At 58.2% G+C, this 21,136-nt stretch carries 23 protein-coding genes and 1 other annotated feature; of the genes, 19 read left to right on the top strand and 4 right to left on the bottom strand.

Going from position 1 to position 21,136, the window contains the following annotated elements; genetic code table 11:
• Positions 1–119: 119 nt before the first annotated feature.
• Complete coding sequence (gene ghoS, locus ACMGGK_RS12790) at positions 120–419, bottom strand: type V toxin-antitoxin system endoribonuclease antitoxin GhoS (protein ID WP_420276938.1); 300 nt, start codon at positions 417–419, stop codon at positions 120–122.
• A gap of 109 nt (positions 420–528) precedes the next feature.
• On the opposite strand from ghoS, the gene ACMGGK_RS12785 reads away from it, so the two are divergent.
• From ACMGGK_RS12785 to ACMGGK_RS12760, 6 genes are all read left to right on the top strand, one after another.
• Positions 529–1,194 (top strand): transglycosylase SLT domain-containing protein, encoded by a 666-nt coding sequence (locus ACMGGK_RS12785; RefSeq protein WP_004931439.1) that lies wholly within the window; start codon positions 529–531, stop codon positions 1,192–1,194.
• Between the two features lie 307 nt (positions 1,195–1,501).
• Positions 1,502–2,227: a gluconate 2-dehydrogenase subunit 3 family protein gene (locus ACMGGK_RS12780; protein WP_033640515.1), complete on the top strand. Its 726-nt coding sequence runs from the start codon at positions 1,502–1,504 to the stop codon at positions 2,225–2,227.
• Positions 2,228–2,229: 2 nt separating this feature from the next.
• A complete protein-coding gene (locus tag ACMGGK_RS12775; RefSeq protein WP_004931432.1) occupies positions 2,230–4,011 on the top strand; it encodes a GMC family oxidoreductase in 1,782 nt (593 codons plus the stop codon).
• A gap of 12 nt (positions 4,012–4,023) precedes the next feature.
• The gene (locus tag ACMGGK_RS12770; protein WP_033640514.1) at positions 4,024–5,361 is read left to right on the top strand and encodes a c-type cytochrome; all 1,338 of its coding nucleotides are present in this window, start codon (positions 4,024–4,026) and stop codon (positions 5,359–5,361) included.
• 257 nt (positions 5,362–5,618) lie between these two features.
• Positions 5,619–6,902 carry a serine transporter gene (locus tag ACMGGK_RS12765; RefSeq protein WP_004931430.1) on the top strand — a complete coding sequence of 428 codons (1,284 nt, stop codon included), beginning with the start codon at positions 5,619–5,621 and terminating at the stop codon, positions 6,900–6,902.
• Between the two features lie 150 nt (positions 6,903–7,052).
• Positions 7,053–8,186, top strand: coding sequence for an ABC transporter substrate-binding protein (locus tag ACMGGK_RS12760; RefSeq protein WP_028128169.1), 1,134 nt, complete (start codon positions 7,053–7,055; stop codon positions 8,184–8,186).
• 37 nt (positions 8,187–8,223) lie between these two features.
• Here the strand turns inward: ACMGGK_RS12760 and ACMGGK_RS12755 are convergent, their stop codons facing one another.
• Both ACMGGK_RS12755 and ACMGGK_RS12750 read right to left on the bottom strand, forming a co-directional pair.
• Positions 8,224–8,910 (bottom strand): MarC family NAAT transporter, encoded by a 687-nt coding sequence (locus ACMGGK_RS12755; RefSeq protein ID WP_016927970.1) that lies wholly within the window; start codon positions 8,908–8,910, stop codon positions 8,224–8,226.
• A 107-nt stretch (positions 8,911–9,017) separates the two neighbouring features.
• Positions 9,018–9,215 carry a hypothetical protein gene (locus ACMGGK_RS12750; RefSeq protein WP_050072186.1) on the bottom strand — a complete coding sequence of 66 codons (198 nt, stop codon included), beginning with the start codon at positions 9,213–9,215 and terminating at the stop codon, positions 9,018–9,020.
• A 246-nt stretch (positions 9,216–9,461) separates the two neighbouring features.
• Between ACMGGK_RS12750 and ACMGGK_RS12745 the strand changes: the two genes are divergently transcribed.
• From ACMGGK_RS12745 to ihfA, 9 genes are all read left to right on the top strand, one after another.
• Complete coding sequence (locus tag ACMGGK_RS12745; protein WP_206195382.1) at positions 9,462–10,085, top strand: hypothetical protein; 624 nt, start codon at positions 9,462–9,464, stop codon at positions 10,083–10,085.
• A 218-nt stretch (positions 10,086–10,303) separates the two neighbouring features.
• Positions 10,304–12,232, top strand: a complete 1,929-nt coding sequence (thrS, locus tag ACMGGK_RS12740) for a threonine--tRNA ligase (RefSeq protein WP_025159696.1) — start codon at positions 10,304–10,306, stop codon at positions 12,230–12,232.
• Between the two features lie 3 nt (positions 12,233–12,235).
• The gene (gene infC, locus ACMGGK_RS12735; RefSeq protein WP_048233542.1) at positions 12,236–12,787 is read left to right on the top strand and encodes a translation initiation factor IF-3; all 552 of its coding nucleotides are present in this window, start codon (positions 12,236–12,238) and stop codon (positions 12,785–12,787) included.
• Between the two features lie 98 nt (positions 12,788–12,885).
• Entirely contained in the window at positions 12,886–13,083 is a 198-nt protein-coding gene (rpmI, locus tag ACMGGK_RS12730) for a 50S ribosomal protein L35 (protein ID WP_004931418.1), read from the top strand.
• A 43-nt stretch (positions 13,084–13,126) separates the two neighbouring features.
• Positions 13,127–13,483: a 50S ribosomal protein L20 gene (rplT, locus tag ACMGGK_RS12725; RefSeq protein WP_004931417.1), complete on the top strand. Its 357-nt coding sequence runs from the start codon at positions 13,127–13,129 to the stop codon at positions 13,481–13,483.
• 113 nt (positions 13,484–13,596) lie between these two features.
• Positions 13,597–13,719: a sequence feature (Phe leader region), on the top strand.
• Entirely contained in the window at positions 13,601–13,645 is a 45-nt protein-coding gene (gene pheM / locus ACMGGK_RS12720; protein ID WP_121626058.1) for a pheST operon leader peptide PheM, read from the top strand. Its footprint overlaps the feature before it by 45 nt.
• A 186-nt stretch (positions 13,720–13,905) precedes the next feature.
• Positions 13,906–14,889, top strand: a complete 984-nt coding sequence (gene pheS, locus ACMGGK_RS12715) for a phenylalanine--tRNA ligase subunit alpha (protein WP_004931416.1) — start codon at positions 13,906–13,908, stop codon at positions 14,887–14,889.
• A 14-nt stretch (positions 14,890–14,903) separates the two neighbouring features.
• A complete protein-coding gene (gene pheT, locus ACMGGK_RS12710; protein WP_016927965.1) occupies positions 14,904–17,291 on the top strand; it encodes a phenylalanine--tRNA ligase subunit beta in 2,388 nt (795 codons plus the stop codon).
• A 4-nt stretch (positions 17,292–17,295) separates the two neighbouring features.
• A complete protein-coding gene (ihfA, locus tag ACMGGK_RS12705; protein ID WP_004931414.1) occupies positions 17,296–17,592 on the top strand; it encodes an integration host factor subunit alpha in 297 nt (98 codons plus the stop codon).
• Positions 17,593–17,779: 187 nt separating this feature from the next.
• Here ihfA and ACMGGK_RS12700 read toward each other — a convergent pair whose 3' ends face one another.
• Positions 17,780–17,911 (bottom strand): hypothetical protein, encoded by a 132-nt coding sequence (locus ACMGGK_RS12700; protein WP_016927963.1) that lies wholly within the window; start codon positions 17,909–17,911, stop codon positions 17,780–17,782.
• A gap of 232 nt (positions 17,912–18,143) precedes the next feature.
• On the opposite strand from ACMGGK_RS12700, the gene ACMGGK_RS12695 reads away from it, so the two are divergent.
• The 4 genes from ACMGGK_RS12695 to btuD all read left to right on the top strand — a co-directional run bounded on the left by ACMGGK_RS12695 (position 18,144) and on the right by btuD (position 21,105).
• The gene (locus ACMGGK_RS12695) at positions 18,144–18,560 is read left to right on the top strand and encodes a DUF2502 domain-containing protein (RefSeq protein WP_016927962.1); all 417 of its coding nucleotides are present in this window, start codon (positions 18,144–18,146) and stop codon (positions 18,558–18,560) included.
• Between the two features lie 179 nt (positions 18,561–18,739).
• Complete coding sequence (gene btuC / locus ACMGGK_RS12690) at positions 18,740–19,747, top strand: vitamin B12 ABC transporter permease BtuC (RefSeq protein ID WP_016927961.1); 1,008 nt, start codon at positions 18,740–18,742, stop codon at positions 19,745–19,747.
• A gap of 45 nt (positions 19,748–19,792) precedes the next feature.
• Positions 19,793–20,344, top strand: a complete 552-nt coding sequence (locus ACMGGK_RS12685) for a glutathione peroxidase (RefSeq protein WP_004931411.1) — start codon at positions 19,793–19,795, stop codon at positions 20,342–20,344.
• Between the two features lie 5 nt (positions 20,345–20,349).
• The gene (gene btuD / locus ACMGGK_RS12680) at positions 20,350–21,105 is read left to right on the top strand and encodes a vitamin B12 ABC transporter ATP-binding protein BtuD (RefSeq protein ID WP_049300235.1); all 756 of its coding nucleotides are present in this window, start codon (positions 20,350–20,352) and stop codon (positions 21,103–21,105) included.
• Positions 21,106–21,136: the final 31 nt, after the last annotated feature.

The raw sequence follows: 21,136 nt of genomic DNA, 5'->3' as shown, positions 1-21,136 counted from the left end.
TGGTTCAAATGAAAATGATTATCAATATCAATTGAAGCGAAGTCAAGCGTCACTTGCCCACCGCCGGCGGGGTATTTCTCCAACTGAAAAAATAATACCGTCCGGGGAGTTATAGCATTTTATGTATCAGTATGTAACCGCTGAAGGTAGTCCTCACAGCTGTATATCGCCACCTCCGGCTGTTTTCCCAATGCCAACTGCCCGAACCCCTGCGCCAGGCGCAGTACATCCTCTTGATCCAACACGGTTATGAACGCAAAACTGTTGCTGCCGAGTTCGTGGTGAACGCCATTTTCGTCTGTCACCGACGTGACAAAACCTTCGCGCGTCAATTGCCCGGTCAGCTTCGCCAGGTCGGTTAATCCCGCTTCCTGATAGCGAAAAGTCACCACAAAGCAGCTTGTTGCAGATTGACTCATAAATCACCTCTTGGTATATGGATAGCTTGAGATTAGCCCAAAAAATTACTGCAGGTGTCCTTACAAGTTGTATATGCTACGCAACTCATTGAAAGGAGTGAGGGATTCTGTGAAAACAAAAATAGGTTGCCTTACGGCAATTTTACTTTTGTCGGGGTGCGCCAAAGACCCGCAAACGGCAAGCAATATTTCAGGCAGTGGCACAACGCGCGGCGGTTGGTTAAAACCCCCTCCGCAGGCACCGGTAAACCGCACGGGCACCCCGGTTGCTTATAACGATTACATTCGTCAGGCGGCCAGCAACTATGGCGTTGACGAAACGCTGATTAAAGCGATTATTCAGGTGGAGTCCGGGTTTAACCCGAACGTGGTCAGCACCTCGAACGCAGTGGGATTGATGCAGCTTAAGGCTTCTACCGCCGGCCGCGACGCCTATCGCATGAAGGGACGAAGCGGGCAACCCAGCTCGCGTGAGCTGAAGGATCCGGCGGTCAATATTGATCTGGGAACGGCCTATATCAATATTCTTCAAAGCCAGCAGCTAGCCGGGATCAACAACCCACAGACTTTACGTTACGCCACTATCGTTTCGTACGTGAACGGGGCGGGCGCCATGTTGCGCACCTTCTCCTCGGACAAGCGCGTGGCGGTCAATCGCATTAATCAGATGAGCCCGGATGAGTTTTATCAGCACATCCAGAAAAAGCACCCGGCACCGCAGGCGCCGCGCTATTTGTGGAAGGTGACCACCGCCTATCAGGCGATGTCGCAGTAATCCTCTTTTTTGTCGAGTCGGCCGCTTAACGCGGCCGATTTTGTTTTCGGCACCGTTCCAGTGCGCGACCCACCTCTCATTTTTCGTTATTTCCTCACCGCTTATCGGAAAAACCGCACAAAAAGTTAAATTTACGTTAGCAGATAAATCTTTACGTTCATTCAATAAGTTACCGGTAACATTTTTGCTTTTGTGCGCATTCTGACCTTCAATAAATATACAAATAAGTAACAAATTATTTTAAAAACCCGTATCGATCGCAAGGTTGCGGTTAAATAGTTGTGACTATCTTTGGATGGAATGTGACATGTCGAATCATAAAACCAACAATTCGCGGCGCGATTTCTTGTTGAAATCGATGACCTTAATTCCTGCGGCGGTAATTGGTGGCAGCGGCGTTGGCGCGCTGACGGCACCGACACCGGCGGTCGCTGCCTCGAACACCTCAACGCAGAACGATTACCAACCGACCTTTTTCACCCCGGAAGAGTGGGCCTTCATCAAGGCTGCCGTCGCGCGCCTGATCCCGGCCGACGAACGCGGCCCCGGCGCGCTGGAAGCCGGCGTGCCGGAGTTTATCGATCGCCAGATGAATACCCCGTACGCCACCGGTTCCATCTGGTACATGCAGGGGCCGTTCAACCCCGATGTGCCGAAGGAAATGGGCTATCAGCTGCCGCTGGTGCCCAAGCAAATCTACAACCTCGGCATCGCAGACGCCGACGCCTACAGCAAGAAAAACGCCGGCAAACCCTTCGCCGAACTGGATGGCGCGCAGCAGGACGCCCTGCTGCAAAAGTTCGAGTCCGGCGAGGCGGAGTTCCAGCAACTGCCGTCGAAACTGTTCTTCTCCTATCTGCTGCAAAACACCCGTGAAGGTTTCTTCAGCGATCCGATCCATGGCGGCAACAAAGACATGGTTGGCTGGAAGCTGATTAATTTTCCGGGCGCGCGCGCCGATTTTATGGACTGGGTTGAGCGAGGGGAGCGTTATCCCTTCCCGCCGGTCTCGATTCGTGGGGAGAGGGGCTAACCATGGCAACGGTAATGAAAAAAGTAGACGCGGTGATCGTCGGCTTCGGCTGGGTGGGCGCGATCATGGCCAAAGAGCTGACCGAGGCCGGCCTCAACGTGGTGGCGCTGGAGCGCGGCCCGATGCGCGACACCTATCCGGACGGTTCTTACCCGCAGGTGATCGACGAGCTGACCTATAACATTCGGCGCAAGCTGTTCCAGGATCTGTCGAAAAGCACCGTCACCATTCGCCATAACAGCAGCCAGACCGCGGTGCCTTACCGCCAACTGGCGGCGTTCCTACCGGGCACCGGCGTCGGCGGCGCCGGCCTGCACTGGTCGGGCGTGCATTTCCGCGTCGATCCGATCGAACTGCGCATGCGCAGCCATTATGAAGAGCGTTACGGCAAAAACTTCATTCCGAAGGACATGACCATCCAGGACTTCGGCGTGACTTACGACGAGCTGGAGCCGTTCTTCGACAAGGCGGAGAAAGTGTTCGGCACCTCCGGCACCGCCTGGACCATCAAAGGGCAGAAAGTGGCGCAGAAGGGCGGTAACCGCTTTGCGCCGGATCGCTCCGACGACTTCCCGCTGCCGGCGCAGAAAAATACCTACTCCGCTCAGCTGTTCGAGAAAGCGGCGCTGGAGGTGGGTTACCACCCCTACAACCTGCCGTCCGCCAACACCTCGGATTCTTACACCAACCCGTACGGCGCGCAGATGGGCCCGTGCAACTTCTGCGGTTTCTGCAGCGGCTACGCCTGCTACATGTATTCCAAGGCCTCGCCGAACGTCAACATCTTGCCGGCGCTGCGCATGGAGAAACGCTTCGAGCTGCGCACCAACGCCAACGTGCTGAAGGTCAACCTGACCGACGACAAATCCCGCGCCACCGGCGTGAACTACGTCGATGCGCAGGGCCGCGAAATTGAACAGCCGGCCGATCTGGTGATCCTGGGCGCGTTCCAGTTCCACAACGTGCACCTGATGCTGCTGTCCGGCATCGGCAAGCCTTACGATCCGGTAACCGGCGAAGGCGTGGTCGGGCGCAACTTCGCCTACCAGAACATGACCACCATCAAGGCGTTCTTCGATAAAGACGTGTTCACCAACCCGTTCATCGGCGCCGGCGGCAACGGCGTGGGCGTGGATGACTTCAACGCCGATAACTTCGATCACGCCAAAGAAGGCTTCGTCGGCGGTTCGCCGTTCTGGGTCAACCAGGCGGGCACCAAGCCGATCTCCGGCCTGCCGACCCCACCGGGCACCCCGGCCTGGGGCAGCAAGTGGAAAGCGGCGGTGGCGGATGCCTATACCCATCACGTCTCGATGGACGCCCACGGCGCGCACCAGTCGTACCGTAACAACTATCTGGATCTCGATCCCAACTACAAGAACGTGTTCGGCCAGCCGCTGCTGCGCATGACGTTCGACTGGCAGGAAAACGACATCAAGATGGCGCAGTTCATGTACGACAAGATGGCGCCGATCGCCAAGGCGATGAACCCGAAACTGATCGCCGGCAGCCCGAAAAACGCCAACAGCCACTTCGACACCACCAGCTACCAGACTACCCACATGAACGGCGGTGCGGTGATGGGGGAAGATCCGAAGACCAGCGCGGTCAACCGCTATCTGCAGAGCTGGGACGTGCACAACGTGTTCTCGATCGGCGCATCGGCCTTCCCGCAAGGGCTGGGCTACAACCCGACCGGCACCGTGGCGGCGCTGGCTTACTGGTCTGCCCGCGCCATTCGCGAGCAGTATCTGAAAAACCCAGGCCCATTGGTGCAGGCATAAGGACGGCGAACGATGAAAGCATTTGTACCGGCACTGGTTCTCAGTGCAGTGAGTTTTTCCGTTTGGGCGCAGGACGCCACCGTCAGCAGCGAGCTGATCAAGCGCGGCGAATACCTGGCGCGCGCCGGTGACTGCGTGGCCTGCCATACTGATGGCAAGAGCGGCAAAACCTTCGCCGGCGGCCTGGCGATGGAGACGCCGATCGGCACCATCTACTCGACCAACATCACGCCGGACAAGAAAACCGGCATCGGCGATTACAGCTTCGAGGATTTCGACAACGCGGTGCGTAAGGGCGTAGCCAAAAACGGCAGCACCCTGTACCCGGCGATGCCGTACCCGTCGTTCGCGCTGGTGAAAGAGGACGACATGCGCGCCATGTATGCCTATTTCATGCACGGCGTGCAGCCGGTGGAACAGGCCAACAAAGACTCCGACATCCCGTGGCCGCTGTCGATGCGCTGGCCGCTGAGCATCTGGCGCGGCATGTTTGCGCCGTCGCCGGCGGACTTCGTTGCCGACGCCAAGGCCGATCCGGTGATTGAACGCGGACGCTACCTGGTGGAAGGCCTGGGCCACTGCGGCGCTTGCCATACCCCGCGCAGCATCACCATGCAGGAAAAAGCGTTGAGCAACAGCGAAAGCGACGACTACCTGTCCGGCAGCAACGCGCCGATCGACGGGTGGGTGGCTTCCAGCCTGCGCGGCGACCGCAAGGATGGCCTGGGCAGCTGGAGCGAAGCCGAGTTGACAGAGTTCCTGAAAACCGGCCGTAACGACAAAGCCATCGTGTTCGGCGGCATGAGCGACGTCGTGGAGCACAGCCTGCAATACCTGAGCGACGACGATCTGACCGCCATCGCGCGCTACCTGAAATCGCTGCCGCCGAAAGACGGCAAGCAGCAGGCGGCGCCGGTCGAAGACAGCGTGGCCAAGGATCTGTGGCGCGGCGACGACAGCAAGCCCGGCGCGGCGCTGTATGTCGATAACTGCGCGGCCTGCCACCGCACCGACGGCGTGGGCTACAAGCGCGCCTTCCCGTCGCTGAAGGGCAATCCGGTGGTGCAGACCGAGGACGCGACTTCGCTGATCCACATCGTGCTGACCGGCAACACTACGCCGGCGGTGCAGGGGGCGGTATCCAACATCACCATGCCGCCGTTTGGCTGGCGTCTGAACGATCAGCAGGTGGCGGACGTGGTGAACTTCATCCGCTCCAGCTGGGGCAACAGCGCCAAACCGGTGAGCGCTTCCGACGTGGCCGACGTGCGTAAAGACCGCTCGATGATCCGCGACGAGAAGGAGATGGGCAGCGCCGAGGTGCCGGACCATCCGGACGCGAAGAAATAAACCGCTTAAGGGCTCCGTAAGGGGCCCTTAGTTTTTACTGAGTGCGCCGTTTTTTTCAGCACAATGTGTTCGCAAATCGTTCATTCAGCCGATAAAACATAGACCCGCAGCGGATTTTTCATTATCCTTTGCCGTCCTTTCATCAGGCGTAAGTATGAAATATCGCTTTAATTCACTGATTATTATTAAAAAACTCGCGGAGAAGGATATCCCGTTAGGCGCAATCGTTGTCGCCGCAGATTAAGGTAGACTGTCTCATGAGTACGATTTCTCCCGATTCAGGCACGCTGACGGCCGCTCAGCCTGCCAAATGGAACAAAACCGACACCGTTTGGATGTTCGGTCTCTATGCGACTGCGGTGGGCGCCGGTACGTTGTTCTTGCCGATCAACGCCGGCCTGAACGGCCCGCTGGTGTTGCTGTTGATGGCGCTGTTCGCTTTCCCGCTGACCTATTTGCCGCACCGCGCGCTCAGCCGCTTCGTGCTTTCCGGCTCCAGCCGCGACGGCAACATTCACGATGTGGTGGTGGAACACTTCGGCGTGCTGGCCGGCAAAATCATCATGATGCTGTATCTGATGGCGTTCTTCCCGATCGTGCTGGTGTACAGCATTTCGATCACCAACGCGCTGGACAGCTTCCTGATCCATCAGTTCCACGTGGCCCCGCTGCCGCGCATCTGGCTGAGCCTGGCGGTGGTGGTGGTGCTCAATCTGGTGCTGCTGCGCGGCAAAGACAGCATCGTGGCGGCGATGGGCATGCTGGTGTTCCCACTGCTGGTGTTCCTGATGGGCATTTCGCTCTATCTGATGCCGAGCTGGAATACCGCCAACTTCGTGCACGGCCTGGCCGCCACCCGCTTCGACACGCCGGGGTTGTGGCATTCGCTGTGGCTGGCGGTGCCGGTGATGGTGTTCTCCTTCAGCCATGCGCCGATCATCTCTTCCTTCGCCTCGACCCAGAAGAGCCTGTACGGCGACAAGGCGGAACGCCGCTGCGCGCGCATCATGCGCTATAGCTATGTGCTGATCTGCGTTACCGTGCTGTTCTTCGTGTTCAGCTGCGTGCTGAGCCTGTCTCATGAAGACATGCTGCAGGCGAAAGAGCAGAACATCACGGTGCTGACCACGTTGGCCAACAAGTTCTCCAACCCGCTGATCGCCTACCTTGGCCCGGTGATGGCGATGCTGGCGATGGCCAAATCCTATCTCGGCACTTCGCTGGGGGTGACGGAAGGGGCGACCAGCCTGATCGACGGCGTCACGCGCGCGGTCGGCAAGCCGCTCAGCTCGCGCATGACGCACCGCATCTCGGCGGTGGCGCTGTTCCTGCTCACCTGGGCGGCGACGGTGTGGAACCCCAGCGCGCTGCACATCATCGAAACCATCAGCGGCCCGCTGATTGCCGCCATCCTGTTCATTCTGCCGATGTACGCCGTGCGTGCGGTGCCGGCCATGCGCCAGTACCGCGCGGCGAGCAACGTATTCGTGCTGGTGATGGGCCTGATTGCGCTGTCGGCGCTGATCTACGGCCTGATGTGATCCCCTGGGCGCGCCGCTTCCGGCGCGCCTCTTACCCTTCCTTTACACATCCCTTTGCAATTAATCGCCGACATGCCGGGCGTTATCTTTGATAATGCAAGCCATTCTCATTAGTATTTTCTGAATGTATTCATGACTAAGGAGTTTTTCGTGCACCGTCGAATCACTTTGCCGGCGCTGGTTTGCGCCGCCTTGCTCGCCTCTCCGGCGATGGCCACTACCTATCCGTTGACCCTGACCGACACCTCCGGCCAGACGGTCACCCTCCAGCAAGAGCCGAAACGCATCGTGGTGCAGGACGGGCGCGACATTCTCACGCTGGCGCTGCTCGATCGCGCCAACCCGTTCGGCCGGCTGGTGGCCTGGAATAACCTGCTGAAGAAAAGCGACGCGGCGACCTGGGATATCTTGCAGAGCAAATGGCCGGCGGCGAAAAACATCATCGACATGGGATTCAGCGATAAAGGCGAAGTGAATCTGGAGAGCGTGATCGCCAAACGCCCCGATCTGATGATCGCCCAGCTGCGCTCCAAGCCTTCGCTGAGCCAAACCGGCGTGCTGGATAAGCTGAAGGCGCTGAACGTGCCGGTGTTGTTTATCGATACCATGCTCAAGCCGGTGGAAAACACGCCGAAAAGCGTGACGCTGTTGGGGGAAACCCTCAACCGCGAAAGCGAAGCCAAGCAATATACCGATTTTTATCAGCAGCATTATCAGGCCATTCTGGCCAAAACGCAGGCGGTGGAGCCCAAACCGTTGGTGTTCTTCGAAGCCAAGGCCGGTCTGAATGGTCTGGAATCCTGCTGCTTCACCCATGCGCACGTCGGCTGGGGCGCGTTGGTCGAGGCGGTCGGCGCGCGCAACATCGGCTCTGCGCTGTTGCCGGGCGCGACCGGCGACGTGGCGCTGGAAAAAGTGATCGCCATGAAACCGGACGCCTACATTGTTTCCGGCTCACAGTGGGCCAGCAAGACCAATGCCGCGGTGCCGTTCGGCTATGGCGTGACGCAGCAACAGGTGGATGAGGCCTTCAACCGCATGAAACAGCGCCCGGGGTTCTCACAGGTGTCGGCGGTGAAGGAAGGGCGGTTCTACGGCATCTACCATAACTTCTACAACCACCCGTACAACATCGTGGGGCTGGAGTATCTGGCGAAGTTTATCTATCCGGCGCAGTTCCCGGATCTGGATCCGGCCAAGACCTACAGCGAGATCCTCAGTCGCTTTACCGAAGTGCCGGAAGGCAAGGGCATTTTGGGCGCGCAGGCGCCGGCGGGGAAATAACGGCAACGGGCGCGACGATCGCGCCCGTTTTGTATGATCAGGCGGCCGGCGTATAGGTGGAGATGATCTCCAGCACGCCGTTGATAATGAACTGTACGCCCATGCACACCAGCAGGAACCCCATCAGGCGCGAGATCGCCTCGATGCCGCTTTTCCCCACCAACCGCATGATGGCGCCGGAACTGAGCAGGCAGGCCCACAGGATCACCGCGACCGTCAGGAAGATGGCGACCGGCGCCACGGCCAACACCCAGGGTTCAAAACCCAGCGAGTTCGCTTTGACGCTCGACGCCGAGCTGATGATCATCGCGATGGTGCCCGGCCCGGCGGTGCTCGGCATGGCCAACGGCACGAAGGCGATGTTGGCCGATGTCTTGTGGCGCAGCTCGTGCGACTTGCTCTCCACCTCCGGCGCGTCTTCGGGGCTCTGCTGCGGGAACAGCATGCGAAAACCGATGAAGGCGACGATCAGGCCGCCGGCGATGCGCAGGCCGGGGATCGAAATGCCGAAGGTGTTCATCACCACCTGCCCGGCGTAAAACGCCACCGTCATGATGCAGAACACATAAACTGAGGCCATCAGCGACTGCTGATTGCGCTCTTCGCGCGTCATATTGCCGGACAAGCCGAGCAGCAACGCCACCGTGGTCAGCGGGTTGGCCAGCGGCAACAGCAGCACCAAACCCAGTCCGATGGCCTGGAATAACTGCAAAATACCCGTCATAAAGTAGACTCCCTGTGCAACGTTCAGGCCGCCAAGCGGCGGCCCATGAGCTAAACAGCCTAGCCTGCCGCGTGCCTGGCGGCAATGGGGATAGCTCGTAACGTTAATTAACCGTCGGCCGGCGTTTCATCATTGCCGTTGCACTCGCCGGCGAGCTCAGGTTCATCCTCACATCCCAACGGCGCTTCGTTGACCGCAATCGCCCGCGGCGCCGAACGCACGCCAAAATGCATCAGCCCATGCAGCATCGCCAATACCGCGCATGCCACGACGAGGACCGCAAGTAACCGGTTCATGTTCTGCATAAGTCTCGATTGGAACGGACAGCTTTCAGGATAGCGGCTGGCGGCAGAACGCGCCACGCGAGGCGGCGGCATCACCGACAACGGCGACAAAATGGCCTGCGCTCAGAAAAAATGCGCAGTTTTTGTGTTTTATGGCCTTTTTCGCCGCAGTTGACCGGTAAAGGCCGACGTTGCGCACCAATTGCTACACCCCACAGGCTCAGCTGCCTACCATAGGCGCGCTTTAAAACGATAACGAGATTGATTATGCAAGACGAACTGAAACTTTTACTGGGGAAAATCAGCGCATTCGCGCTTTCCGCCGCCTTCATGGCGGCATTGGTCGGCCTGGTGTTTATCGATGTGCACTGGTTGCATAACTTCGTGCATGAAACCTCGCTGACCGAAGCGGCGCAGGAACTGTTGCTGCTCGCCATCTCCGGCGGTTTTTTCGCCGCGGCCCGGCGGCAGGTGGAACGCCGCTCCGCCTGGATGCTGGTCGGCGGTTTCTTTCTCTGCATGCTGATCCGCGAGATGGACTTCGCTTTCGATGCGTTGTGGCACGGCGCCTGGGTGTGGTTCGCGCTGGCGGTCGCCTTGGCCTGCCTGTGGCATGCGGCACGGCATATTGCGGCTACGGTGCGCGGCCTGGCCTATTTCGCGACGCATCCCGGTTACGGCATGATGTGCGCCGGCCTGCTGTGCATTCTGGTGTTCTCACGCCTGTTCGGCATGAGCGCGCTGTGGCAAACGCTGATGCTGGACGGCTACAACCGGGTGGTGAAAAACATGGTGGAAGAGGGCTGCGAACTGCTGGGCTATGGCCTGTGCCTGTTGGCCACTTTCAGCTACATGAGAGGCGTTTTTGCGCCGGATGAAGCGAAAGTGTGAGGGCGGCGGCGCTTTATTTATCCGGAACAATTTTAGTGATACTATTCGCTTAGCCGAATGCGGCTGAGAAGGTATGCGTTCCATTCTGTATACCCAGTGAGGTTTCAATCTGGCAATTGTGGGCGAGATCTGAAACCTGGCTGACCAAACCCAAAACCCAATTTTCGTACTGCATGTGATCTGTCGTGTGGGTCACCACTGTAGATAAGGAATTATTAATGCCTGTTATTACTCTTCCTGACGGTAGTCAGCGTCATTTCGACCACCCCGTTTCCCCGATGGATGTCGCGCGCGATATCGGCCCTGGCCTGGCGAAAGCCTGTATCGCCGGCCGCGTCAACGGCGAACTGGTTGATGCCGGCGATCTGATCGAATCGGATGCGCAGCTGGCCATCATCACCATCAAAGACGAAGACGGTCTGGAAATCATGCGCCACTCCTGCGCGCACCTGCTGGGTCATGCGATCAAGCAGCTGTGGCCGGATACCAAAATGGCGATCGGTCCGGTGATCGACAACGGTTTCTATTATGACGTGGATATCGACCGCACCCTGACGCAGGAAGACCTGGATCTGCTGGAAAAGCGGATGCATGAGTTGGCCGATAAGGATTACGACGTCATCAAGAAGAAGGTCAGCTGGCAAGAAGCCCGCGACACCTTCGCCGAGCGCGGCGAAATCTACAAAGTGGCGATCCTGGATGAGAACATCAGCCATGACGATCGTCCTGGCCTGTATCACCACGAAGAATACGTCGACATGTGCCGCGGTCCGCACGTGCCGAACATGCGTTTCTGCCACCATTTCAAGCTGCAGAAAACCTCCGGCGCTTACTGGCGCGGCGACAGCAAAAACAAAATGCTGCAGCGTATCTACGGTACCGCCTGGGCAGACAAGAAGCAGCTGAACGCCTACCTGCAACGTCTGGAAGAAGCGGCCAAGCGCGATCACCGCAAGATCGGCAAACAGCTCGACCTGTATCACATGCAGGAAGAAGCGCCGGGCATGGTGTTCTGGCACAACGACGGTTGGACTATCTTCCGCGAGCTGGAAGCCTTCGTGCGCATGAAGCTCAAAGAGTACCAGTACCAGGAAGTGAAAGGTCCGTTCATGATGGACCGTGTGCTGTGGGAAAAAACCGGCCACTGGGAAAACTACAAAGACGCCATGTTCACCACCGCGTCGGAAAACCGCGAATACTGCATCAAGCCGATGAACTGCCCGGGCCACGTGCAGATCTTCAACCAGGGCCTGAAGTCGTACCGCGATTTGCCGCTGCGCATGGGCGAATTCGGCAGCTGCCACCGCAACGAGCCGTCGGGTTCCCTGCACGGCCTGATGCGCGTGCGCGGCTTCACACAGGATGACGCCCACATCTTCTGTACCGAAGAGCAGGTGCGCGCCGAAGTGAACGAATGCATCCGCATGGTGTATGACGTGTACGGCACTTTCGGTTTCGACAAGATCGCCGTCAAGCTGTCGACTCGCCCGGAAAAACGCATCGGCACCGACGACATGTGGACCCGGGCGGAAGAAGACCTGGCCGCCGCGCTGACCGAGAACGGCATTCCGTTCGAATACCAGCCGGGCGAGGGCGCTTTCTACGGACCGAAAATTGAATTTACCCTGCATGATTGTTTGGATCGCGCATGGCAATGTGGTACCGTGCAGCTCGATTTCTTCTTGCCGGGCCGTTTGGGCGCATCGTACGTTGGCGAAAACAACGATCGCGTCGTGCCGGTAATGATTCACCGCGCCATTTTGGGCTCCATGGAACGCTTCATCGGTATCCTGACCGAAGAATACGCCGGGTTCTACCCGACCTGGATCGCTCCGGTGCAGGTGGTGGTGATGAATATCACCGACAGCCAGTCTGATTATGTCCAGCAATTGACCAAAAAACTGCAGGATGCAGGCATTCGCGTGAAAGCGGACTTGAGAAATGAGAAGATTGGCTTTAAAATTCGCGAACATACTTTACGTCGAGTCCCTTACATGTTGGTGTGCGGCGACAAAGAGGTCGAAGCAGGCAAAGTTGCCGTTCGTACCCGCCGTGGCAAAGACCTGGGAAGCCTGGACGTAAACGAAGTCGTAGACAAGCTGCTGAAAGAGATTCGCAGCCGTAGTCTTCATCAACTGGAGGAATAAAGTATTAAAGGCGGAAAACGAGTTCAACCGGCGCGTCCTAATCGCATTAACAGAGAAATTCGCGCGCAAGAAGTTCGCCTAACCGGCGTCGATGGCGAGCAGATTGGTATTGTCAGTCTGAATGAAGCTCTTGAAAAAGCTGAGGAAGCGGGCGTTGATTTAGTAGAAATCAGCCCAAATGCCGAACCGCCAGTTTGCCGAATCATGGATTACGGCAAATTCCTCTACGAGAAGAGCAAGTCGACGAAAGAACAGAAGAAGAAGCAAAAAGTTATTCAGGTCAAGGAAATCAAATTCCGTCCTGGCACCGATGATGGCGACTATCAGGTCAAACTACGCAACCTGATTCGCTTTCTGGAAGATGGCGATAAAGCCAAAATCACCCTGCGTTTCCGCGGGCGTGAGATGGCGCACCAGCAGATCGGTATGGAAGTGCTTAACCGCGTCCGTAAAGACCTGTGTGAAGATATGGATCTGGCAGTGGTCGAATCCTTCCCTACGAAGATCGAAGGCCGCCAGATGATTATGGTGCTCGCTCCTAAGAAGAAACAGTAAGGCTTACAAGTAATGGAACCCGCGCGGCGCTTGCGCTGTGTGGGTTTTATTCGCCCAACTGATTCGTTGTTTAACAATGCGAAGTGGATTTAATTAAAATGCCAAAGATTAAAACTGTACGTGGTGCAGCCAAGCGCTTCAAAAAAACCGGCAGCGGTGGTTTTAAGCGTAAACATGCCAACCTGCGTCATATTCTGACCAAAAAAGCAACCAAGCGTAAACGTCACCTGCGTCCGAAAGGCATGGTGTCTAAAAACGATCTGGTCCTGGTTACCGCGTGCCTGCCGTACGCATAAGCCATTTTTTTTGAATTTAGAATAAGACTTTAGGAGAGAGCATATGGCTCGCGTAAAACGTGGTGTAATTGCACGCGCACGTCACAAGAAAATCATGAAGCAGGCGAAAGGTTACTACGGTGCCCGTTCGCGCGTATATCGTGTTGCCTTCCAGGCAGTAATCAAAGCAGGTCAGTACGCTTACCGTGACCGTCGTCAACGTAAGCGTCAGTTCCGTCAGCTGTGGATTGCACGTATCAACGCAGCTGCTCGTCAGAACGGTCTGTCTTACAGCAAGTTCATCAACGGCCTGAAAAAAGCGTCGATCGAAATTGACCGTAAGATCCTGGCTGACATCGCAGTCTTCGACAAAGTGGCCTTCGGCGCACTGGTTGAGAAAGCGAAAGCAGCTCTGGCGTAAGTCAGTTGAAGAGGGAGCTTGCTCCCTCTTTTAATCTTTGTTTTCAGCGACAAATATTGACTTTTATTGCCCGCCGCTATATCACTGGTGGACAATCATCGACAAGGTACCGCAATCATGCACGCAGCTATTTTTCGTTTCTTTTTTTACTTTAGCGCCTGATTTCAGGAGGCTTCGCGCGTAAGAAAAGAAACGAAAAGTAGCGCCTAAGCCTCCCTCGTGGAGGCTTTTTTGTTTTTGGCCATCGCCTCGCCTTGCACACTGCTGCGGCGAGGGGGCAGACACTCAGCCGGCCCTGTGCCGCGCAGGTGAGTCGCCTGGTCGACAACGCATTGAAAAGTCTTTGAAGATTGCTCAAAGGCGTGTTCGAATAATAGATAACAATTACTTAGGGCCATCCCGGCCAGAGGAAGAGGAAAGCAATGCCACATCTCGCAGAGCTGGTTGCCAATGCCAAGGCAGCCGTAGAAGATGCCCAGGATGTTGCCGCGTTAGATTTGGTGCGCGTCGAATATTTTGGCAAGAAAGGTCATTTCACCTTGCAGATGCAGTCTCTGCGTGACGTACCGGCGGAAGACCGTCCGGCGGCCGGCGCGGTGATCAACCAGGCCAAGCAAGAAGTGCAGGACGCCCTGAACGCGCGTAAGAATGCGCTGGAAAGCGCCGCGCTGAACGCGCGCCTGGCGGCTGAAACCATCGACGTCTCCCTGCCAGGCCGTCGCATGGAGAACGGCGGTTTGCATCCGGTGACCCGCACCATCGACCGTATCGAAACCTTCTTCGGCGAGTTGGGCTTTTCCGTTGCCACCGGCCCGGAGATTGAAGACGATTACCATAACTTCGACGCGCTGAACATTCCAGGGCATCACCCGGCGCGCGCCGACCACGATACCTTCTGGTTTGACGCCACGCGCCTGCTGCGCACCCAGACTTCCGGCGTGCAGATCCGCACCATGAAGAACCAACAGCCGCCGATCCGCATCATTGCGCCGGGCCGCGTTTACCGTAACGACTACGATCAGACTCACACCCCGATGTTCCACCAGATGGAAGGGCTGATCGTCGATAAAGACATCAGCTTCACCAACCTGAAGGGCACGCTGCACGATTTCCTGAACAACTTCTTTGAAGAAGACCTGCAGGTTCGTTTCCGTCCGTCCTACTTCCCGTTCACCGAGCCGTCCGCTGAAGTGGACGTGATGGGCAAGAACGGAAAATGGCTGGAAGTGCTGGGCTGCGGCATGGTGCATCCAAACGTGCTGCGCAACGTGGGCATCGATCCGGAAGTCTACTCCGGCTTCGCCTTCGGCATGGGCATGGAGCGCCTGACGATGCTGCGTTACGGCGTCACCGATCTGCGCGCATTCTTCGAAAACGATCTGCGTTTCCTCAAACAGTTTAAGTAAGGCGGGAATATCACATGAAATTCAGTGAACTCTGGTTGCGCGAGTGGGTAAACCCGGCCATCAGCAGCGAAGCATTATCCGATCAAATCACCATGGCCGGCCTGGAAGTGGACGGCGTGGATCCTGTCGCCGGCGCGTTTAACGGCGTTGTGGTGGGTGAAGTGGTCGAGTGCGGTCAGCACCCGAACGCCGACAAACTGCGCGTCACCAAGGTCAACGTCGGCGGCGATCGCTTGCTCGACATCGTCTGCGGCGCGCCGAACTGCCGTACCGGCCTGAAAGTGGCGGTCGCCACCGTGGGCGCGGTGCTGCCGGGCGATTTCAAAATCAAGGCCGCCAAGCTGCGCGGCGAGCCTTCGGAAGGCATGCTGTGCTCATTCTCCGAGCTGGGCATTTCCGACGATCATGACGGCATCATCGAGCTGCCGCTGGATGCGCCGATCGGCACCGACATCCGTGACTACCTGAAACTGAACGACAACACCATCGAGATCAGCGTTACCCCGAACCGCGCCGACTGCCTGGGCATCATCGGCGTTGCGCGCGACGTGGGCGTACTGAACCAGGTGGCGCTGACCGAGCCGGATATGAGCCCGGTGGCTGCCACTATCGACGCCACGCTGCCGATCCGCGTTGACGCGCCGCAGGCGTGCCCGCGTTATCTGGGCCGCGTGGTGAAAGGCATCGACGTCAAGGCGCCAAGCCCGCTGTGGATGCGTGAAAAACTGCGTCGTTGCGGTATCCGTTCTATCGATGCCGTCGTCGACGTCACCAACTATGTGCTGTTGGAACTTGGCCAGCCGATGCACGCCTTCGATCTGAGCCGCATCGACGGCGGCATAGTGGTGCGCATGGCGGAAGAAGGGGAAACCTTGACGCTGCTGGACGGTAACGAAGCCAAACTGAACGCCGATACCTTAGTGATCGCCGATCATCAAAAAGCGTTGGCGATGGGCGGCATCTTCGGCGGCGAGCATTCCGGCGTCAACGGGGAAACTCAGGACGTGCTGCTTGAGTGCGCCTTCTTCAGCCCGCTGTCGATCACCGGCCGCGCGCGCCGTCACGGCCTGCACACCGACGCTTCTCACCGCTATGAGCGCGGCGTCGATCCGGCGCTGCAGTACAAAGCGATGGAGCGCGCCACGCGCCTGCTGCTCGACATCTGCGGCGGCCAGGCCGGCCCGATTATCGACGTGACCCACGAGAACGAACTGCCGAAGCGCGCCACCATCACGCTGCGCCGCGAGAAACTGGATCGCCTGATCGGCCACGTGGTGCCGAGCGAGCAGGTCAGCGACATTCTGCGCCGCCTGGGTTGCCAGGTGACCGAGCAGGGCGACAGCTGGCAAGCGGTCGCGCCGAGCTGGCGTTTCGATATGGAGATCGAAGAGGATCTGGTGGAAGAAGTGGCGCGCGTTTACGGCTACGACAACATCCCGGATGTGCCGGTCCGCGCAGATCTGGTGATGACCCAGCATCGCGAAGCCGATCTGACGCTGAAGCGCGTGAAGACCATGCTGGTCGATCACGGTTATCAGGAAGCGATCACCTACAGCTTCGTCGATCCGAAGGTGCAGGCGTTGTTGCACCCGAATGAAGAAGCGCTGATCCTGCCAAGCCCGATTTCGGTAGAAATGTCGGCGATGCGTCTGTCGCTGTGGACCGGCCTGCTGTCTGCGGTGGTGTATAACCAGAACCGCCAGCAGACGCGTCTGCGTCTGTTCGAAAGCGGTCTGCGCTTTGTGCCTGATAGTGCGGCAGATCTGGGTATCCGTCAGGATGTCATGCTGGCGGGCGTGATCGCCGGCCATACACACGATGAACATTGGGATCTGGCGCGCAAGCCCGTCGACTTCTATGATTTAAAAGGGGATCTGGAGTCTGTCCTCGAGCTGACCGGTAAATTATCCGAAATTCAGTTCCGGGCGGAAGCCAATCCGGCCCTGCATCCAGGGCAAAGTGCGGCGATTTATTTGCATGGCGAACGCGTTGGTTTCATCGGTGTGGTTCACCCGGAACTTGAACGTAAACTGGATCTTAACGGCCGCACCGTGGTGTTTGAACTGGAGTGGAACAAGCTTGCGAGCCGCGCCGTGCCTCAGGCGCGGGAGATTTCGCGCTTCCCGGCAAACCGCCGTGATATCGCCATTGTGGTGGCTGAAAACGTCCCCGCAGAAGATATTTTGGCCGAGTGTAAGAAAGTTGGCGCAAATCAGGTAGTTGGCGTAAACTTGTTTGACGTGTACCGTGGCAAGGGCGTGGCAGAAGGTGACAAGAGCCTGGCTATCAGTCTGGTATTGCAGGATACCGCTCGTACACTGGAAGAAGAGGAGATAGCCGCTACCGTTGCAAAATGCGTAGAGGCTCTAAAACAGCGATTCCAAGCATCCTTGAGGGATTGAACCTATGGCGCTTACTAAAGCTGAAATGTCAGAACACCTGTTTGAGAAGCTTGGGCTTAGCAAACGGGACGCCAAAGACCTGGTGGAACTGTTCTTTGAAGAGGTCCGTCGGGCCCTTGAGAATGGCGAACAGGTAAAACTGTCGGGTTTTGGCAACTTTGATCTGCGTGACAAGAACCAACGTCCGGGGCGTAACCCGAAGACCGGCGAAGACATTCCGATTACGGCGCGCCGCGTGGTGACCTTCCGTCCGGGGCAGAAGCTGAAAAGCCGGGTAGAAAACGCCAGCCCGAAAGGGTGAGTGACGTGACATCAAAAAAGGCCGCTTGCGCGGCCTTTTTCTTTTCTGAGACAAAATTCAGTTTATTCCTAATCGATAAGACAAGACGTCATTGAGCCGTTAAGTTGGCACGGCGAAAATCATCTCCCTTAATTGCAGAATATTCTCATATCTTATTTCGTATAATGCGTGGCTTTTATTTCCCGCTTCAATAACGGCCGTAATAATGGCCAGGGCCGTCGCCGCGATGGCCGCCGCCCCCGTGCGGGCCCCAGCAGCAGGCGCTAAGGGTTGAGGCGAGGGCGACCACGGCCAGCAGCATACCGATACGTTTAATCATCTTATTATCCTCCGGTGGGGATCCGTTTAATTATCATTGTCGTGCCGCTTAAGCGATGTCAGTTATTCGTTAAGCCTTGGCAGAGGCAATAATAATTAAAGGCGGCGGCAAACAGTGTCGGGATTGTGTAAGGCCGTCGAAAACGATCTGAAAATAGGCGCCGGTGAGATAGTCGCTAAATAAGCGCACTGATATAACCACTGCAGCAAGAAAAATAGAGTGAGAAGGCAAAATGAAAAAGATCCTGTTGCTGGTGTGTTTCCCGCTGTTGCTGCCGCTGGCGGCACAGGCCGATGTCTCCGTCGATATCAACGTGCCGGGCGTTTCCCTGCATTTGGGGGATCAGGACCGCCGTGGCTATTACTGGGATGGCTACGACTGGCGTCCCCCGCAGTGGTGGCATGCGCACCAGGGCCGCGGCCTGGGTGAGCGCAATGCGCGCGGTATGTACTGGGACGGCGGACGCTGGCAACCTTCGCCGCCGCGTGGCTATGCGCATCGTGAACCGGAACGCAGCGGCAATCCATTCCACGGCGATCGCGATAGTCGCGACCACGACCGCCGTCATGACGATCGCGGTGACCATGACCGCCGCGATGACGGCCGCGGCCAACCTTATCCGCCGGGCAACGCCGGCCCGCATCGTTAATCCCTGAGTTTATCGGCGGCTGGTTTTGCCATCATTGCTGCGATGACGGGCAAGGCCAGCCGCTGCTTTCCTGAGCCACGATCCACGCAAGACTTCCCCTTGCGGCGTTAACCCCCTAATATTCGACTCAAACGTCAATTATCCGGCCACGACAGCGGCCGGCAGGGAACCGCCGCGCCATGCCAACCAGCCGTACCTTCACCTTACTGTTGCAACATCAACGCTACCGCGATAAACGCCAGCTCGGTCTGTTGGCGCTGGGCGTGGCGGTGGCGTTGCTGGTCAGCCTTTGCGCCGGCGACCAATGGATATGGCCGTCAGCGTGGTTCAGCGATCGAGCGCAACTGTTCGTTTGGCAACTGCGTTTGCCGCGCGCGCTGGCGGTGATGCTGGTCGGCGCCGCCCTGGCGGTGGCGGGCGCGGTGATGCAGGCGCTGTTTGAAAATCCTCTGGCGGAGCCCGGTCTGCTGGGCGTCGCTAACGGCGCCGGCGTAGCGTTGGTGCTGACGGTGTTGTTGGGGCACGGTTTGTTGCCGGTGGCGCTGATGAGCGCCGCCGCGATAGCCGGTGCGCTGGCGATGACCTTCTTGCTGCTGGGTTTCGCTCGCCGGCGACGTCTGACCAATGCAAGGCTGTTGCTGGTCGGCGTGGCGCTGGGCATCGTGTGCAGCGCGCTGATGACCTGGGCGGTCTATTTCAGCACCAGCCTCGATCTGCGGCAGCTGATGTACTGGATGATGGGCGGTTTCGGCGGCGTCGACTGGCGCCAAAAGTGGCTGGTGCTGGCGCTGCTGCCGGTGTTGCTGTGGCTGTGTGGCCAGGGCCGAGCGCTCAATCTGATGGCGCTGGGCGAGGTGCAGGCGCGCCAGCTCGGGCTGTCGCTGCATTTGTGGCGTAACCTGCTGGTGCTGGCGATCGGCTGGCTGGTTGGCGTCAGCGTGGCGCTCGCCGGGGTGATCGGCTTCGTTGGGCTGGTGATCCCGCATATTTTGCGGCTCACTGGCCTGACAGACCAGCGTTATCTGCTGCCGGCCTGCGCGCTGGCGGGGGCCGGGGTGTTGCTGGTGGCCGATGTGATCGCTCGCGTTGCGCTGCTGGCGGCCGAGCTGCCGATCGGCGTGGTGACCGCCACGCTGGGGGCGCCGCTATTTATCTGGTTACTGACCCGGACAAAAGGCGTAAGGTAGTTTTCTTCATTCACCTGCCATTAAAAAACCAAAGGATGACAACCGATGAGCAAGCCAATCGACAACCTGCCGTTACAAACCATCGAAAATCAGACGACCACGCTGGGTGCCTATCAGGGCAAGGTGCTGCTGGTGGTCAACGTGGCCTCGGAGTGCGGCCTGACCAAGCAGTACGAAGGGCTGGAAGCGCTGTACGAAACCTATCGCGAACGAGGGCTGGAAGTCTTGGGGTTCCCGTCCAATGAATTCCTGGGCCAGGAGCCGGGCAGCAACGAAGAGATCCTGGCGTTTTGTCGCGGAACCTTCGGCGTGCAATTCCCCATGTTTGCCAAGATTGAGGTGAACGGCGAACACCGTCATCCGCTGTATCAAGCGTTGATTGCCGCACAGCCGGAGGCTGTCGCGCCGGAAGGCAGCGAGTTCCTGGCGCGGATGACCAGCAAGGGGCGTGCGCCGAAGCACCCCGGCGACATTCTGTGGAACTTCGAGAAATTCCTTATCGCGCGCGACGGCACGGTGATCCAGCGCTTCTCGCCTGACACCACACCTGAGGATCCGGCGCTGGTGGCGGCGGTGAAACAAGCGCTGGCAGGATAATACGGATGCTGCAACTCGTTGAGGTTGGGGTGGCGGGGCGCCTGGCGCCTTTTTCGGCACAGATTGACGGCGGGTTGCAGGTTCACCTGATCGGCCCAAATGGCGCAGGGAAGAGTACCCTGCTGGCGCGGGTGGCGGGCATGCTGCCGGGGCTGGGCGAAGTCTGCCTGGACGGACGCGCGTTAGCCGATTATCCGGGGAGCGAGCTGGCGCGCCGACGCGGTTATCTCAGCCAGCAACAGCCGCCGGTGTCGCTGATGCCGGTGTTTCAGTATTTGGCGTTGCACCGGCCTGCCGGCGCGGCGCAAACCGAAGTGGAGCACTCCATCCTCTATCTGTGCCAGCGGTTGAAGCTGGTGGATAAACTGTCACGCATGCTGACACAGCTTTCCGGTGGCGAATGGCAACGGGTGCGGCTGGCGGCGGTATTGCTGCAGGTATGGCCCAGCGTCAACCCGCACAGCCGATTGTTGCTGCTGGATGAACCGACCAATAGCCTGGATGTGGCGCAAAAGGTCGCGCTGGATCGCCTGCTGCGCGAATTCTGCCAAAGCGGGCGAAGCGCGCTGGTGTGCGCGCACGATCTGAATCATACCCTGCAGCAGGCCGATCGGGTTTGGTTGTTGCACGCAGGGCAGTTGGTCGCGCAGGGCATCACCCGTGAGGTGATGGCACCCGCACTGTTGTCGCAGATCTATGAAGTGGATTTCCACCTGCAATGGGTGGGGAACCAGCGTTGGATCATGACCCGCACGGCTTAATTCGTCCCGCGGCATAAATGTAAACGAAAAC

The organism is Serratia sp. BNK-33-b (assembly GCF_048684565.1).
GTDB classification, from domain to species: domain Bacteria; phylum Pseudomonadota; class Gammaproteobacteria; order Enterobacterales; family Enterobacteriaceae; genus Serratia; species Serratia marcescens.
Note: the sequence above shows the minus strand (reverse complement) of the source record. Positions and strands in the feature narration are given on the sequence as shown.

Coding starts and splice junctions, on each gene's coding strand:
- ACMGGK_RS12750 (WP_050072186.1), bottom strand. CDS start 9,215: ATGCAGAACATGAACCGGTTACTTGCGGTCCTCGTCGTGGCATGCGCG.
- ihfA (WP_004931414.1), top strand. CDS start 17,296: ATGGCGCTTACTAAAGCTGAAATGTCAGAACACCTGTTTGAGAAGCTT.
- ACMGGK_RS12685 (WP_004931411.1), top strand. CDS start 19,793: ATGAGCAAGCCAATCGACAACCTGCCGTTACAAACCATCGAAAATCAG.
- ACMGGK_RS12780 (WP_033640515.1), top strand. CDS start 1,502: ATGTCGAATCATAAAACCAACAATTCGCGGCGCGATTTCTTGTTGAAA.
- ACMGGK_RS12700 (WP_016927963.1), bottom strand. CDS start 17,911: ATGATTAAACGTATCGGTATGCTGCTGGCCGTGGTCGCCCTCGCCTCA.
- ACMGGK_RS12765 (WP_004931430.1), top strand. CDS start 5,619: ATGAGTACGATTTCTCCCGATTCAGGCACGCTGACGGCCGCTCAGCCT.
- ACMGGK_RS12770 (WP_033640514.1), top strand. CDS start 4,024: ATGAAAGCATTTGTACCGGCACTGGTTCTCAGTGCAGTGAGTTTTTCC.
- ACMGGK_RS12755 (WP_016927970.1), bottom strand. CDS start 8,910: ATGACGGGTATTTTGCAGTTATTCCAGGCCATCGGACTGGGTTTGGTG.
- pheT (WP_016927965.1), top strand. CDS start 14,904: ATGAAATTCAGTGAACTCTGGTTGCGCGAGTGGGTAAACCCGGCCATC.
- btuD (WP_049300235.1), top strand. CDS start 20,350: ATGCTGCAACTCGTTGAGGTTGGGGTGGCGGGGCGCCTGGCGCCTTTT.
- ghoS (WP_420276938.1), bottom strand. CDS start 419: ATGAGTCAATCTGCAACAAGCTGCTTTGTGGTGACTTTTCGCTATCAG.
- btuC (WP_016927961.1), top strand. CDS start 18,740: ATGCCAACCAGCCGTACCTTCACCTTACTGTTGCAACATCAACGCTAC.
- ACMGGK_RS12745 (WP_206195382.1), top strand. CDS start 9,462: ATGCAAGACGAACTGAAACTTTTACTGGGGAAAATCAGCGCATTCGCG.
- pheS (WP_004931416.1), top strand. CDS start 13,906: ATGCCACATCTCGCAGAGCTGGTTGCCAATGCCAAGGCAGCCGTAGAA.
- ACMGGK_RS12695 (WP_016927962.1), top strand. CDS start 18,144: ATGAAAAAGATCCTGTTGCTGGTGTGTTTCCCGCTGTTGCTGCCGCTG.
- ACMGGK_RS12775 (WP_004931432.1), top strand. CDS start 2,230: ATGGCAACGGTAATGAAAAAAGTAGACGCGGTGATCGTCGGCTTCGGC.
- thrS (WP_025159696.1), top strand. CDS start 10,304: ATGCCTGTTATTACTCTTCCTGACGGTAGTCAGCGTCATTTCGACCAC.
- rpmI (WP_004931418.1), top strand. CDS start 12,886: ATGCCAAAGATTAAAACTGTACGTGGTGCAGCCAAGCGCTTCAAAAAA.
- rplT (WP_004931417.1), top strand. CDS start 13,127: ATGGCTCGCGTAAAACGTGGTGTAATTGCACGCGCACGTCACAAGAAA.